The 13,275-nt window shown below is 69.0% G+C and carries 15 protein-coding genes; 6 read left to right on the forward strand and 9 right to left on the reverse strand.

The features are described from left to right. Nucleotides 1-21 precede the first annotated feature (21 nt). The 3 genes from OG219_RS20190 to OG219_RS20200 form a co-directional block, all read right to left on the reverse strand. Nucleotides 22-876 (reverse strand): PaaX family transcriptional regulator C-terminal domain-containing protein, encoded by an 855-nt coding sequence (locus tag OG219_RS20190; RefSeq protein ID WP_266828392.1) that lies wholly within the window; start codon nt 874-876, stop codon nt 22-24. 49 nt (nt 877-925) lie between these two features. Continuing rightward, entirely contained in the window at nt 926-2,311 is a 1,386-nt protein-coding gene (locus OG219_RS20195; protein WP_266828394.1) for an MFS transporter, read from the reverse strand. A gap of 121 nt (nt 2,312-2,432) precedes the next feature. Continuing rightward, nucleotides 2,433-3,242: a trans-aconitate 2-methyltransferase gene (locus tag OG219_RS20200; RefSeq protein ID WP_266828396.1), complete on the reverse strand. Its 810-nt coding sequence runs from the start codon at nt 3,240-3,242 to the stop codon at nt 2,433-2,435. Between the two features lie 118 nt (nt 3,243-3,360). On the opposite strand from OG219_RS20200, the gene tamR reads away from it, so the two are divergent. Continuing rightward, complete coding sequence (gene tamR, locus OG219_RS20205) at nt 3,361-3,858, forward strand: MarR family transcriptional regulator TamR (RefSeq protein WP_266460380.1); 498 nt, start codon at nt 3,361-3,363, stop codon at nt 3,856-3,858. Here the strand turns inward: tamR and OG219_RS20210 are convergent. After that, nucleotides 3,817-4,584, reverse strand: a complete 768-nt coding sequence (locus tag OG219_RS20210; RefSeq protein ID WP_266460377.1) for a response regulator transcription factor — start codon at nt 4,582-4,584, stop codon at nt 3,817-3,819. The genes tamR and OG219_RS20210 overlap by 42 nt on opposite strands. Before the next feature lie 259 nt (nt 4,585-4,843). On the opposite strand from OG219_RS20210, the gene OG219_RS20215 reads away from it, so the two are divergent. Further along, a complete protein-coding gene (locus OG219_RS20215) occupies nt 4,844-5,299 on the forward strand; it encodes an N-acetyltransferase (RefSeq protein ID WP_266828399.1) in 456 nt (151 codons plus the stop codon). Between the two features lie 212 nt (nt 5,300-5,511). Here OG219_RS20215 and galK read toward each other — a convergent pair whose 3' ends face one another. The 3 genes from galK to galT are packed head-to-tail and all read right to left on the reverse strand — an operon-like array spanning nt 5,512 to nt 8,705. Next, nucleotides 5,512-6,657 carry a galactokinase gene (gene galK, locus OG219_RS20220; RefSeq protein ID WP_266828401.1) on the reverse strand — a complete coding sequence of 382 codons (1,146 nt, stop codon included), beginning with the start codon at nt 6,655-6,657 and terminating at the stop codon, nt 5,512-5,514. Continuing rightward, nucleotides 6,658-7,644: a UDP-glucose 4-epimerase GalE gene (gene galE / locus OG219_RS20225; RefSeq protein WP_266828403.1), complete on the reverse strand. Its 987-nt coding sequence runs from the start codon at nt 7,642-7,644 to the stop codon at nt 6,658-6,660. Beyond that, nucleotides 7,641-8,705, reverse strand: coding sequence for a galactose-1-phosphate uridylyltransferase (gene galT / locus OG219_RS20230; RefSeq protein WP_266828405.1), 1,065 nt, complete (start codon nt 8,703-8,705; stop codon nt 7,641-7,643). Before galT ends, galE begins: the two co-directional genes overlap by 4 nt. Before the next feature lie 180 nt (nt 8,706-8,885). On the opposite strand from galT, the gene OG219_RS20235 reads away from it, so the two are divergent. Both OG219_RS20235 and OG219_RS20240 read left to right on the forward strand, forming a co-directional pair. Then, the gene (locus OG219_RS20235; RefSeq protein ID WP_266828407.1) at nt 8,886-10,628 is read left to right on the forward strand and encodes a sodium:solute symporter family protein; all 1,743 of its coding nucleotides are present in this window, start codon (nt 8,886-8,888) and stop codon (nt 10,626-10,628) included. 21 nt (nt 10,629-10,649) lie between these two features. Further along, complete coding sequence (locus tag OG219_RS20240) at nt 10,650-10,964, forward strand: hypothetical protein (protein WP_266828409.1); 315 nt, start codon at nt 10,650-10,652, stop codon at nt 10,962-10,964. A 52-nt stretch (nt 10,965-11,016) separates the two neighbouring features. Here OG219_RS20240 and OG219_RS20245 read toward each other — a convergent pair whose 3' ends face one another. Continuing rightward, on the reverse strand, nt 11,017-11,424 hold the full coding sequence (locus OG219_RS20245) for an ATP-binding protein (RefSeq protein ID WP_266828411.1): 408 nt from the start codon (nt 11,422-11,424) through the stop codon (nt 11,017-11,019). Nucleotides 11,425-11,661: 237 nt separating this feature from the next. On the opposite strand from OG219_RS20245, the gene OG219_RS20250 reads away from it, so the two are divergent. Both OG219_RS20250 and OG219_RS20255 read left to right on the forward strand, forming a co-directional pair. After that, nucleotides 11,662-12,513, forward strand: coding sequence for a helix-turn-helix transcriptional regulator (locus tag OG219_RS20250; protein WP_266828413.1), 852 nt, complete (start codon nt 11,662-11,664; stop codon nt 12,511-12,513). A 9-nt stretch (nt 12,514-12,522) separates the two neighbouring features. After that, nucleotides 12,523-12,726 (forward strand): DUF397 domain-containing protein, encoded by a 204-nt coding sequence (locus tag OG219_RS20255; RefSeq protein WP_266828415.1) that lies wholly within the window; start codon nt 12,523-12,525, stop codon nt 12,724-12,726. 74 nt (nt 12,727-12,800) lie between these two features. Here OG219_RS20255 and OG219_RS20260 read toward each other — a convergent pair whose 3' ends face one another. Then, nucleotides 12,801-13,268 (reverse strand): hypothetical protein, encoded by a 468-nt coding sequence (locus OG219_RS20260; RefSeq protein ID WP_266828417.1) that lies wholly within the window; start codon nt 13,266-13,268, stop codon nt 12,801-12,803. Nucleotides 13,269-13,275 lie beyond the last annotated feature (7 nt).

Here is a 13,275-nt window from a genome sequence, read left to right on the forward strand (position 1 = left end):
GCAGGGTTCGGCGAGAGGTTCTTACGCGTCCCGCAGCGGCGTGGTCTCCAGCAGCTCCCGCGCCATCCGCTCCGCGGACTCGGCGGTCTCCTCGGCGACGCGCCGGAAGGTCTCCTGGGCCTGACGGGCCGGCCAGCCGGGCGGCAGGTGCTGGACCGGGAGCCTCGGATCCGTACGGATGATCCGCAGCCATTCGCCGACCAGCCGCAGCCGGGCCGTGACCGGGTCGCGCGAGCCGGCGTCCTGGTCGGCGGTCCAGCGCTTGTCGAAGGCGACGTACCGTGCGGCGATGGACTCCAGGTCCCAGCTCTCGCGGATCATCAGGCCGATGTCGGTGGCCTGGTCCGCCTGGGCGTGGAAGACCTTGACGTGAGCGGCGAGGCCGAGCTCGGAGACGAGTCCGTGGACGTCGACCCGGCCCGGTGCGACCCACAGTCCGCTGTAGAGGGCGCCGAACCCCGACCAGCTGAGCTGGGAGCGCAGATCGTGGCGCTGGCGCTGCCAGGACTCGGGCAGGGAGAAACCCAGCAGGGTCCAGGTGCCGTCCCAGTCCTCGTTGACCGCGCCGTCCCGCCAGATCCGCCGACTGCCGTCCCGCAGGATCCGCGTCGCCTGCGGGGTGAGCCCGAAGAACATCTTGCGGCCCTCGCGCTGGCGCAGCAGCAGGCCCCGGTTGACCATGCGGGTCAGGGTGGAGCGCACGGCCTGCTCCCCCGTCCCCGCCCGGGCGAGCACGTCGATGATGCTGCCGGAGTAGACGCACAGATCGCCCTCGTCGAGCACGTGGTTGCCGAAGAAGGCGAGTACGAGCGACTGGGGGCGCAGCTGCGTACCGTCCGGCTCGTCCACCGGCTCGACCGGGTTGTCGTCCTCCACGGAGGCAAGCGTACGACCGCCCGCCGGAGGTCCGGCGGGCGGTACGAGGTCACCGGTCACTGAACGTCGAGGCGACTTGCTCCCTCTCCGCCGCGGTGGCGGGGGTGCCGCCTTCGGTCAGCGAATCCCGGTGCGTCTCGCGCAGGAACCAGACGGTCAGGGCGGTGACGGTGGCACCGCCGCACAGCAGCAGCGCGACCGGCGTACTGCCGCCGCCGTCCGCGGCGACCAGGCTGCCCGCGATCAGCGGCGAGAACCCGGCACCGACCAGAGTGGCCAGCTGGTAGCCGAGGGAGGCGCCGGTGTAGCGGACCCGGGTGCCGAACATCTCGGTGAGCAGCGCCCCGAGCGGGCCGTACATCATGGACTGGGCGACGCCGTGGCCGAGGGCGACGGCCAGGATCAGCAGCCCCGGGGACTTCGAGTCGACGAGCGCGAGCACGGGGAAGGCCAGCGCGGCGGAGGCGACGGCACCGGTGAGGACCACCGGGCGGCGCCCGATCCGGTCGGACAGCGCGGAGGCGCAGGGCAGCATGACGAGCGCGACGCAGGCGGAGACGGTGAGCGCCGTCAGTACCTGCGAGCGGGCGTAGCCGATGCCCGTGGCGTACGCGATCATGTAGCTGGTCAGCAGCGACTGGGCGGTGAAGGCGCCGATGCCGACGCAGCAGGCGAGCAGCAGTGCCCGCGGACGCCGCAGCACCTCGACGACCGGCAGCCGGGCCTCCGTGCGCTCCTTCTTCACCTCGGCGAACAGCGGGCTCTCGACCACCTTCAGCCGTACGAAGAAGCCGACCGCGAGCAGGACCACGCTGAGCAGGAACGGCACACGCCAGCCCCAGGCGGCGAACTCGTCCTTGGGGAGGGTGACGACGAGTGTGACCACGGCCGAGGACAGCAGCGAGCCGAGCGGGGCTCCCATCTGCGTGAAGCTGGACCACAGTCCGCGCCGCCGCTCTCCGGCGTGCTCGACGACCATCAGGGTGGCGCCGCCCCACTCCCCGCCGATGGCGAGGCCCTGCACGACGCGCAGCGTGATCAGCAGCACGGGTGCCCAGACGCCGACGGTGTCGTACGTGGGCAGCACCCCGATCAGGAAGCTGGCGCCGCCCATCAGTCCCATGGTCAGCAACAGCATGGACTTGCGGCCGAGCCGGTCCCCGAAGTGACCGAAGAGGATGCCGCCGAGCGGCCGGGCGACATAACCGGCAGCGAAGGTGCCGAAGGCCGCGATGGTGCCGACGGCAGGGTCGGCACCGGGGAAGAACAGCTCGCCGAAGACGAGCGCGGCGACCGTTCCGTAGACGAGGAAGTCGTAGAACTCCACGGCGGTACCGAGGAGTCCGGACAACGCGACGCGTCGCAGCTGCCGGACGGATTCGGGGGTTCGTGCGGGATGTGAAGCGGGCGGGAAATCGGTTGGGGACGAAGGCATCGCGGTCTCCCTTGACCGGGGGAAGGACATCGCGAAGATAGGCGCCGACATGACGGCAGTCAATAATGTGCACAACATCGACAGCATCGACAGCTCGTCACAGCACCGCGTGCCCCGAGCGTCAGGCGGCCCGCCTCGCCACCGCGAAGATGCGGCGGAACGGGAACACCGTGCCGTGTTCCGTGGCCGGGTAGGCCTCGCGCAGTGCGGCCCGGTATTCGGCGACGAAGGCGTCCGCCTCCGAACCCAGTTCGGTGAGGACGGGCCGCAGTCCCGTTCCCTTCACCCAGTCCAGGACCGGGTCCTCGCCCTGCAGGAGATGGAGGTACGTCGTCTCCCAGACGTCGGTCTCGCAGCCGAGGGCGGTGAGGTGGCCGAGGTAGGCGGCCGGGGTGTGTACGGCGTCGTCGTGGCGCAGGGCGTCGGCCAGGCGGTCCTTCCAGCGGGCGGAGTGGGCGAGTTCGCGCATCAGCCGGTGGCTGGGGGCGTCGAAGTTGCCGGGGACCTGGAAGGCGAAGGCGCCGCCGGGCGCCAGGCCCGCCACCCAGGCGGGGAAGGAGTCGGTGTGCCCGGGGACCCACTGCAGGGTCGCGTTGCTGATGATCAGGTCGTACGGGTCCGAAGGCGTCCAGGTCCGGGCGTCACCGGGGGCGAAGTCGAGGCGACCGCCGCCGGAGGTGGGGCCGGCGAGGGGCTCGGCCTTGGCCAGCATCTCCGGGGAGTTGTCGTAGCCGGTGATGTGCGCGGCGGGCCAGCGTTCGGCGAGCAGGGCCGTGACGTTGCCGGGTCCGCAGCCGAGGTCGGCGATGCGGGCGGGGTCGCGGGGCAGTTCGGGGACACGGGCGAGGAGGTCGGCGAAGGGGCGGGCGCGGTGGTCCGCATGGCGGAGGTACTGGCTCGGGTCCCAGGTGGGGGTGGTGGCGGCAGGCATGGATGGGCCTCCAGGAAGTCACCGTTGAGGGGATCATTCGGGCAGGCCCTCAGCCTCACACCCGAAGTATCTTGACGTCAAGAGACTTCATGTCGACACAACCACTACACTGATCGTCATGGAGGACGAGGTCGATCGGCTGGTCGCAGCATGGCGCCGGGAGCGCCCTGACCTCGACGTGGAACCACTCGAGGTGCTCAGCCGGGTGAGCAGGCTGGCCCGGCATCTGGACCGCGCCCGACGGCTGGCGTTCTCCGAGCACAGCCTGGAGCCCTGGGAGTTCGACGTCCTGACCGCGCTCAGGCGCGCCGGGAGTCCGTACCAGCTCTCCCCCGGCCAACTGCTCACACAGACCCTCGTCACCTCCGGCACGATGACGAACCGCATCGACCGGCTGACGAAGAAGGACCTGGTGGAGCGGCTCCCCGACCCGAGCGACCGCCGGGGCGTGCTGGTACGCCTGACGGACGAAGGCCGCGACCGCGCCGACCAGGCGCTGGCGGGCCTGTTGGAGCAGGAGCGAGCGATCCTGGCGGAGCTGAGCAGGGCGCAGCGCGGTGAACTCGCGGGCCTGCTACGCCAGTTGACCGCCCCGTTCGACAACATCCCCGGTTAGGTCGACGGGCCCGACCCCCGCGCGGCGGGCGAGCGCGACGGCGGCGAGGGTGGAGTGCACGCCCAACTTCCCGAGCACGTTCTGCATATGGGTACGGACGGTGTGCGGAGAGAGGAAGAGCCGCTCGGCCACGGCTTTCCGCCCCAGCCCTGCGACCATGCACCGCAGCACCTCCCGCTCCCTCGGCGTGAGCGACTCGACGAGCCGCTCACTCTCGGTGCGGTGCTTGCGTGCGGCGGTCAGTTCGCGCAGCACCCCGGTGAGCAGGGCGGGCGGAAGATGGGTCTCGTCGCGCAGCACACCCCGTATGACGGTGAGCAGTCGCGACAGCGAACAGTCCTTGGCGACCCAGCCCGAGGCTCCGGCCTGCAGGGCGAGCGCGGCCCGGCGCGGATCGTCCTTCTCGGCGAGCACGACGGTCCGCACCGACGGCTGGCCGGACCGGACACCCGCGACGAGCGAGATCCCGTCCACGAGCCCGTCCTCGTTGCTCTCCTGGACGGGCACGGCCGGACGCATACCGGGCACGTTGCCGCCCAGGTCCGCGTCGACGAGCAGTACGTCGAATCTGCGGCCTTCCGCCGCGGCCCGCTCCAGGCAGCGCAGAGCTGCGGGACCGCTTCCCGCGGCGGACACATCGACGTCCGGCTCGGCCGCGAGGGCGGCTGCGAGCGACTCGGCGAAGATGCGGTGGTCGTCGACGACCAGTACTCGGATGCGAACCACTGAAACCCCCACTGTCGGGGGACGACCGGTGCGGGTACGGCGCCCGAAGTGATTCCGAAGCCGCATGTGCGACCCCGGAAGGCGGGGTGCCGCAGCCGCACGGCCGCCGCCGTGCCGTAACTGCTACCCCCACTTCGGGCGTCGTACCCGACTGTCTCGCCCCCTGATCAGCACCGGCCCCCACCGGCACTGTTCATCAGGGTAAGGCCGGGGGCCGGGAGGGGAAGGTAATTTGCAGAACTGGTTGGCCGGCCCGTTTATGGTGAGCCGTATGTTTCGTATTGAGACAGGAGACGACAAAGAACGCCGCGAACTGCTCCGCAGGCAACTGCGGGACACCAACACGGCGGCGTCTCCCGTCCTCCGCGCGCTGCGCGGGACCCCGGGTGAACGTGAACTTCCGCTCCACATATGGGCGTTGGACTCCACCAGCGCCCTCGCGGGCGGCCTGGTCGGCCACACCTGGACGACCTGGCTCCACGTCACCTACCTCTGGGTCGACGCCCGCCACCGCGGCACGGGCCTCGGCTCCCGTCTCCTCGCCGAGGGCGAGCGCCTCGCCATCGAGGACCGCGGCTGCCGGGCCGCCCGTCTGGAGACGTGGGACTTCCAGGCGCCCGACTTCTACAAGAAGCAGGGCTACGAGGTGGTGTGCGTGATCCCGGACTATCCACCGGGGATCACGGAGTACACGCTGACGAAGCGACTGGGCTGAGCGAAAGGGTTTTTCGCCCCCTCCGCCCCTACCCGTCCCTTGCTTCCTGGGGGCTGCCGCCCCCAGACCCCCGCTGTCGCGCTGACGCGCTCGTCCTCAAACGCCGGACGGGCTAGAAATAGCCCCTCCGGCGTTTGAGGAGCGGGGGTTTGGGGGCGGAGCCCCCAAGTGACGGGAATGGGTAGGGGCGGAGGGGGCGAAAAACCCAAACCTCAGCTCAAGCGCCGGGCGCCAGCCGAAGGCACCGCCGGGAACACCCGAGGCGCTGTGAAGCCCGCAGCCGCGAACGCTTCCTCCACCGCCTTGGTGACCGTGTCGACGTCGGAGACCTCGACGAGCACGATCGCCGACCCCCCGAAGCCACCCCCGGTCATCCGGGAGCCGAGCGCCCCCGCGGAGTTGGCCGTGGCGACCACGAGATCCAGCTCGTCGCAGGAGATCCGCAGATCGTCCCGGAGGGACGCGTGCCCCTCGGTGAGGACGGGCCCGATGCCCCGGACGTCACCGGCGTCCAGCAGCCCGATGACCTGCTCGACCCGGTGGTCGTCGGACACGACATGGCGTACGTAACGGCGTACACGCTCGTCGGACAGGCGCGCGAGCGCCGCATCGAGCCCCTCGTATGCCACATCCCGCAGATGCGAGACCCCGAGCAACCGCGCGCCCTCCTCGCACCCTTCGCGCCGCTCGGCGTACTCCCCGTCGCCGAGCGCGTGCTTGACGCGAGTGTCGACGACCAGAAGGGACAGCCCCTGGGCGGCCAGGTCGAAGGGGACCTGGCGGATGGACAGGTCCCGGCAGTCGAGGTGCAGCGCGTGCCCGTCGGTGCAGCACGCGGACGCGGTCTGGTCCATGATCCCGCAGGGCACACCGACGAAGTCGTTCTCGGCGTGCTGGGAGAGCTTGGCCAGCTCGGGCCGGGTGAGGCCCAGTTCGTACAGGTCGTTGAGGGCGAGCGCGATCACGACCTCCAGCGCGGCCGAGGAGGAGAGGCCCGCGCCGGTCGGAACGGTGGAGGCGAGGTGCACGTCCGCGCCGGTGACCGAGGTGTGGCCCGCCTCGCGCAGCGCCCACACCACACCGGCCGGGTACGCGGCCCAACTGGTGTTCGTCAGCGGCTGAAGCCTGTCGAGATGCAGTTCGACGATCGGCCCCTCGATGTCCGCCGAGTGCAGCCGGAGTACACCGTCGTCGCGGCGCGACACCGCCGCCACCGCCGTGTGCGGCAGCGCGAGCGGCATCACGAAACCCTCGTTGAAGTCCGTGTACTCGCCGATCAGGTTGACCCGGCCCGGCGCCGCCCAGACGCCCTCAGGGGCAGCCCCGTACAGCTCCTCGAAACCCTCTCGAACCCCCACCTACTGCTCCCTTGCGATGCTTGCGCTGCCTGCGATGTTCTGCGCGAACGCCCACGCGTCCGCGACGATCCCCGCGAGATCCGCGCGGGACGGGTTCCAGCCGAGCCGCTCGCGGGCGGTCGCGGCCGAGGCGACCAGCGATGCCGGGTCGCCGGCCCGGCGCGGGGCCAGGACCTCGGGGATCGAGTGCCCGGTGACCTGGCGGACGGTCTCGATGACCTGGCGGACGGAGAAGCCCTCGCCGTTGCCGAGGTTGCAGATCAGGTGCTCGCCGGACCGGGCGGCGGTGAGAGCCAGCAGGTGCGCGTCCGCCAGGTCGGCGACGTGGATGTAGTCGCGTACGCAGGTGCCGTCCGGCGTCGGGTAGTCGTCGCCGAAGACGGAGATCGCCTCGCGGCGGCCCTGCGCGACCTGGAGCACCAGCGGGATGAGGTGCGACTCGGGGTCGTGACGCTCGCCGCAACTGCCGTACGCGCCCGCCACGTTGAAGTAGCGGAGCGAGACCGCACCGAGGCCGTGGGCGTTGGCCTCGCTCGTGATCATGTGGTCGACGGCGAGCTTGGTGGCGCCGTAGGGGTTGGTCGGGGAGGTGCGCGCGGTCTCGACGATCGGGACCTCCTCCGGCTCGCCGTAGGTCGCGGCCGTGGAGGAGAAGACCAGCTTGCGGACGCCCGCCTCGCGCATCGCGGCGAGCAGCGCCATGGTGCCGCCGACGTTGTTGTCCCAGTACTTCTCGGGCTTCACGACGGACTCGCCGACCTGGGAGAAGGCGGCGAAGTGGAGCACGGCGTCGTACGACGAGTCCAGCCACTTGGCGGCGTCGCGGATGTCGCCCTCGACGAAGGTCGCCCCGGCGGGGACGCCCTCGCGGAAGCCGGTCGAGAGGTTGTCGAGGACCGTGACCTCGTGTCCGGCCTCGATCAGGTGCTGCGCGACCACGCTGCCGACATAGCCCGCGCCACCCGTGACCAGGTACTTCCCACTCATGAACTCGCTACCTCTCGCAGTCGCTGAGCCGCGGACTCCGGCTGGATGTCGTTGATGAACACGCTCATCCCCGACTCGGAGCCCGCGAGGAACTTCAGCTTGCCGGACGTACGGCGAATGGTGAAAAGCTCGAGGTGGAGCGCGAAGTCGTCCCGGTTGACGCCTTCGAACTCCTCCAGCGCGCCGAAGGGTGCCTGGTGCCAGCCGGAGATGTACGGCGTCGCAGGCTCACCCTCGCCGAAGATCCGGTCGAAGCGCCTCAAGAGTTCCAGATAGACCTTGGGGAACTCTGTGCGGGCGTCCTCGTCGAGCCCGAGCAGATCCGGCACGCGGCGGCGCGGGTACAGGTGGACCTCGTACGGCCAGTGCGCGGCGTACGGCACGAAGGCCACCCAGTGGTCACTCGACAGGACGACCCGCGAACCGTCCGCCAGCTCCCGGGCGACGACCTCGTCGAACAGGTTCTCGCCGCCGGTCGCCTCCTTGTGCGCGGCGAGCGAGCGCAGCATCAGCGCCGTACGCGGGGTGGTGAAGGGGTACGCGTAGATCTGCCCGTGCGGGTGGCCGAGCGTGACGCCGATCTCGGCACCGCGGTTCTCGAAGCAGAAGACCTGCTCGACGGCGGGCAGGTGCGACAGCTCGGCCGTCCTGTCCGTCCATGCCTCCAGGACCAGACCCGCCTGTTCCTCCGTCAGGTCGGCGAAGGAGGAGTCGTGGTCGGAGGTGAAGCAGACGACCTCGCAGCGGCCGGAGTCACCGGCCAGGGAGGGGAATCGGTTCTCGAAGACGACGACGTCGTACGAGGAGTCCGGGATCTCGCTGAGCCGGTCGCCCTCGGAGGGGCACAGCGGGCACTCGTTCGCCGGCGGGTGGTAGGTGCGGCCCTGCCGGTGCGAGGCGATCGCGACCGAATCGCCGAGCAGCGGGTCGCGGCGCACCTCCGAAGTGGTGACGGTCGGGTCCAGTGGACGCCGGTCGACCGCGTCGCGCACCGCGTCGTCGCGTGAGTCGTAGTAGATGAGCTCACGACCGTCGGCCAGCCGGGTCGAGGTCTTCTTCACAGTCGGACTCCCCATCCGCGCCACATCAGAGCTTCAAACAGAACCGAACACAACAAACCATTAAACACCACCTACGTCAACATCACAATCAAACAAAGGACACCACCAGAAGTGTTCATTTCTTGAAGGTGGAGGCGTAGGTTCCGGTTGGATCAGTTCGCGCAACGAAGCGAGTTCTCTATGCAGTCCCCCACGCATCTGCAGCCCCCCACCCATCTGGCCGCATCCGGCATCGACCACCTGACCGCATCGGGCGTCAACCTCGCGGCCGAGCTGCGGCTCCCCACCAACGCACTCGACTACACAATCCTCGGCATCTACTTCGTCGTCGTGCTGGGCATCGGCTTCGCCGCCAAGCGCTCGGTGAAGACGAGCCTCGACTTCTTCCTCTCCGGGCGCTCACTGCCCGCCTGGATCACCGGTCTCGCGTTCGTCTCGGCCAACCTGGCCGCGACCGAGATCCTGGGCATGGCCGCCAACAGCGCGCAGTACGGCGCGTACACCGTGCACTGGTACTGGATCGGCGCCATCCCGGCCATGGTCTTCCTGGGCCTGGTGATGATGCCCTTCTATTACGGCTCCAAGGTCCGCTCGGTCCCCGAGTTCCTGCTGCTGCGCTTCGACAAGTGGGCGCACCTGCTGAGTTCGGCCCTGTTCGCCTTCGCCGCCGTCCTCATCGCCGGCGTGAACCTGTACGCCCTCGCGATCGTCGTCGAGGCGCTGCTCGGCTGGCCGCAGTGGGTGGCCATCGTGGTCGCCGGCTTCTTCGTCCTCGCCTACATCACCCTCGGCGGTCTGTCCTCGGCGATCTACAACGAGGTACTGCAGTTCTTCGTCATCCTCGCCGCGCTCATCCCGCTCGTCGTGCTGAGCCTGAAGAGGGTCGGCGGCTGGGACGGTCTGACCGACTCGCTCGACGCGAGCCACGGCCACGACTTCACGACCGCCTGGGGCGGCACCGGCATCGGCAGCGCCAACCCGCTGGGCGCCAACTGGCTGACCATCGTCCTCGGTCTCGGCTTCGTGCTGTCCTTCGGCTACTGGACGACCAACTTCGCCGAGGTGCAGCGTGCCCTGTCCGCGAAGAACCTCTCGGCCGCCCAGCGCACCCCGCTGATCGCCGCGTTCCCGAAGATCTTCATCGTGTTCCTGGTGATGATCCCGGGCCTGGTCGCCGCGGTCCTGGTGCCGAAGATCGGTACGTCCGGCTCGGATCTCCAGTACAACGACGCGATCCCGTACCTGATGGAGCAGTTGCTGCCCAACGGCGTGCTCGGCATCGCGGTGACGGGTCTGCTCGCCGCCTTCATGGCGGGCATGGCGGCCAACATCTCGTCCTTCAACACGGTGTTCACCACCGACATCTGGGCGAGGTACGTGGTGAAGGACCGCGAGGACTCCTACTACGTGCGCTTCGGTCGGCTCATCACCGTCATCGGCGTCATGGCCTCGATCGGCACGGCGTTCCTGGCCTCGTCCTTCTCGAACATCATGAGCTACCTCCAGACGCTCTTCTCCTTCTTCAACGTGCCGATGTTCGTCGTCTTCATCGTCGGCATGTTCTGGAAGCGCGCGTCCAAGAAGTCCGGCTTCTGGGGTCTGCTCGCCGGTACGACGGCCGCGATGGTCAACTACTTCGTCCTCTACAAGCAGGACATCGTCGGCATCCCCACCGACCAGGGCGCGAACTTCGTGTCGGCGATCGCGGGCTTCGTGGCGGGTGCGGTGGTCATGGTCGCCGTGTCGCTGTTCACCAAGCCGAAGACGACCGAAGAACTGCAGGGCCTGGTGTACGGCACCACCTCGCCCGGCATGACCGAGGCGCCCGCCCCCGGCGACGACGCGTGGTACCGCAAGCCGGCTCTGCTGGGCTGGAGCGCGATCGTCCTCGCGGCCATCTGCTACATCCCGTTCTCGTTCTGATCGAGGAGGATTGGAGAAACCATGTCCGAGTTTTCCGAGAAGGACGTCCAGCGGGAAGTCACCGAACTTCAGAGCAAGTCCGCGACGGCCTTCCGCCTCTTCGACATCCGCCGCATCATCGGCGGCCTGTTCGTCGTCTACGGCATCATCGTCACGATCGCCGGCATCTCCCCGTCCGACGCCGACCTCGAAAAGGCCCAGGACATCAACATCAACCTCTGGACGGGGCTCTCGATGCTCGCCCTGGGGGTGTTCTTCCTGGTCTGGCTGAAGCTCCGGCCGACCGTGCCGCCGGTGGTTGACGGGGAGGCACCGCCGCCTCCGCCGTCGGAGTAACCCTCTTGTGCGGGGCCGGGGTTCGCTGAGCGGACTCCGGCCCCGCACGTCGCTACGCGGCATCAAGGTCACACCACACGTACTTGCCCGTGTCGCCGCCCTGCCGCAGCGGATGCCAGCCCCAGTCGTCGGCACAGGCCCGGACGAGGGCGAGGCCGCGGCCCGCTTCTCCGTCGGGGGTCACCGTCAGCTCGTACGGGGGCGGTTCGGGGCTCGCGTCCCACGCGCCGATACGGAGCACTCCGTTCCGGCACTGCAGGCGTAGGGCCGCGGGGCCCTTCGTATGGCGTACGGCATTGGAGACCAGCTCCGCCGCCAGCAGCTCGGCGACGTCCACGAGTCGGATCAGGCCGTGCAGGGTGAGGACCAGACGGACGGTGCGGCGGCAGACGGGGACGGCGCGGGGGTCGTGGGGGATGTGGAGTACGTACTCCCAGGGTTCGGTCTCTGTTTTGGGCATGCGTGAACTCCGGTTGGGGTGAGGGGGGTTGAGGGGGCGCGGCGGGTGGTGGGCGGTGGCAGTTTCACGGCCGCCGTGGCATGGCGGGGTGGTGCGCTTCCGGGGTCCCGGGGGTTCCGCAGCGTGTGCGTCGCGTCACTGACGGTAGAGCCACAATTTGGGACCGCGCAAGCCGCTGCCGTAATCTGCCCCTCGAACGAGTCACTGCCTCACGGCAGTTGGGGCAAGGAGGAAGTCATGGCGCGCAGGCAACAGCCGACCGCACGTCAGCAGCGCCTGGGCACTGAGCTGCGGAAACTGCGTGAGGCCGCGGGACTCAAGGGACTTGAAGCCGCCGCACTGCTCGGTACGGACTCGGCACAGGTGAGTCAGATTGAGTTCGGCACGGCGGGCGTGAGTGCTGAACGCGTGCGCCGTCTCGCCGCCCATTACGCCTGCACGGACGAGACGCTGATCGAAGCCCTGACGGCAATGGCGACCGACCGCACTCGGGGCTGGTGGGAGGAGTACCGAGGGGTGCTCCCGCCGGTGTTCCTGGATGTCGCCGAGTTGGAGCACCACGCAACTTCCCTGCGAGAGGTGGTCATCACTCACGTACCTGGACTTCTGCAAACCCCGGACTACGCCCGCGCCGTGTACTCGTACATGGTTCCGGGGCTCCCCGAAAGCGAATTGGAGCCTCGCGTGGAACACCGGCTGAGACGACGAGCTGTCATCGAACGCGACAGCCCCATCCCGTACGAGACGCTCGTCCACGAGTTCGCCCTGCGCATCCGGGTATCCGATCGCCCCATCGCCCGCGCTCAACTCCGGGAAATCCTGGACCAGATCGAGTGTGGTCACGCCACCGTGCGCGTCATCCCCACCGACCAGGACGGCTTCGCGGGCGCCGGAGCCTCGATGATGTACACCGGCGGGCCGGTATCCCCGCTGGACACTGGTCTGCGCGATGCCCCGACGGGCACCGCGTTCATCGATGCCGAACCCCAACTGAAGCAACTTCGAACGCTGTTCCGTAGGGTGGAGAATGCGGCGCTGGACCCCACGGCGTCGCGGGACTTCATCCACCGTCTGTCGAAGGAACTGTGAGGCGCTTCCATGACTCAGGGCGTGCGCTGGCAGAAGTCCACCTTCTCCGACGGCGGCGACGGCAACACCTGCGTGGAACTGGCCACCACCGCCGCCCAGTTGGTCCACCTCCGCGAAAGCGACACCCCCACCACCCACCTCACCACCACCCCCGTCCCCCTGGCCCACCTCCTTCACCACATAAAGACGGGCAGGCTCGGCACGCGGGCGTGAAGTCGGGCGTACGAAAGACGGCCGCCCGCCGGAGAGACTCCGGCGGGCGGCCGTCTTTCTCACAGAGCGTCCCGTCAGTTTGCGGGTGTGTGTCCGTGCAAGGCCTGCAGCTCGCGACTGGGGAACGGGTGACCCCACTCCTTCAGGTAGCGGGATTCACCGACCTCGGACAATAGTTGTTCGGCCATCGACCGGACGTCGTCGATGAAGCCGCTCGTGGAGATGCGCCCTGCCCATCTGGGCTGCCCGCCGGCCCACCGGTTGTCCATGGACTGCAGATCGCTGAACTGAACGACCTGGACGTAGACCTCCTCCTCCGCACCGGAGAAGAAGACCCGTGTGCCTCCGGGCTCGCTCAGGAGGAGCGCGATGGACGAACCGGATCCAAGCTGGAGGTCACGGGCGGACCGCAGGACGCTTTTGAGGGCGTCACCGACGTACGTCGTGTGGACCTCCAAGTCCTCACCCGCGACACTCCAGTGCCAGGTGGCACCTCCAGGCGCGCGTAGCTGCCAGCGCATATGTTCCGTCTTCTCTGCCATGGCTGCT

Source organism: Streptomyces sp. NBC_00038, assembly GCF_026343635.1.
GTDB lineage: Bacteria > Actinomycetota > Actinomycetes > Streptomycetales > Streptomycetaceae > Streptomyces.

Bases quoted from the DNA above. Each gene is read 5' to 3' on its own strand.
- OG219_RS20235 (WP_266828407.1), top strand. From the start codon at position 8,886: ATGCAGTCCCCCACGCATCTGCAGCCCCCCACCCATCTGGCCGCATCC.
- OG219_RS20255 (WP_266828415.1), top strand. From the start codon at position 12,523: ATGACTCAGGGCGTGCGCTGGCAGAAGTCCACCTTCTCCGACGGCGGC.
- OG219_RS20215 (WP_266828399.1), top strand. From the start codon at position 4,844: ATGGTGAGCCGTATGTTTCGTATTGAGACAGGAGACGACAAAGAACGC.
- OG219_RS20240 (WP_266828409.1), top strand. From the start codon at position 10,650: ATGTCCGAGTTTTCCGAGAAGGACGTCCAGCGGGAAGTCACCGAACTT.
- OG219_RS20195 (WP_266828394.1), bottom strand. From the start codon at position 2,311: ATGCCTTCGTCCCCAACCGATTTCCCGCCCGCTTCACATCCCGCACGA.
- OG219_RS20245 (WP_266828411.1), bottom strand. From the start codon at position 11,424: ATGCCCAAAACAGAGACCGAACCCTGGGAGTACGTACTCCACATCCCC.
- OG219_RS20200 (WP_266828396.1), bottom strand. From the start codon at position 3,242: ATGCCTGCCGCCACCACCCCCACCTGGGACCCGAGCCAGTACCTCCGC.
- OG219_RS20250 (WP_266828413.1), top strand. From the start codon at position 11,662: ATGGCGCGCAGGCAACAGCCGACCGCACGTCAGCAGCGCCTGGGCACT.
- tamR (WP_266460380.1), top strand. From the start codon at position 3,361: ATGGAGGACGAGGTCGATCGGCTGGTCGCAGCATGGCGCCGGGAGCGC.
- galE (WP_266828403.1), bottom strand. From the start codon at position 7,644: ATGAGTGGGAAGTACCTGGTCACGGGTGGCGCGGGCTATGTCGGCAGC.
- OG219_RS20260 (WP_266828417.1), bottom strand. From the start codon at position 13,268: ATGGCAGAGAAGACGGAACATATGCGCTGGCAGCTACGCGCGCCTGGA.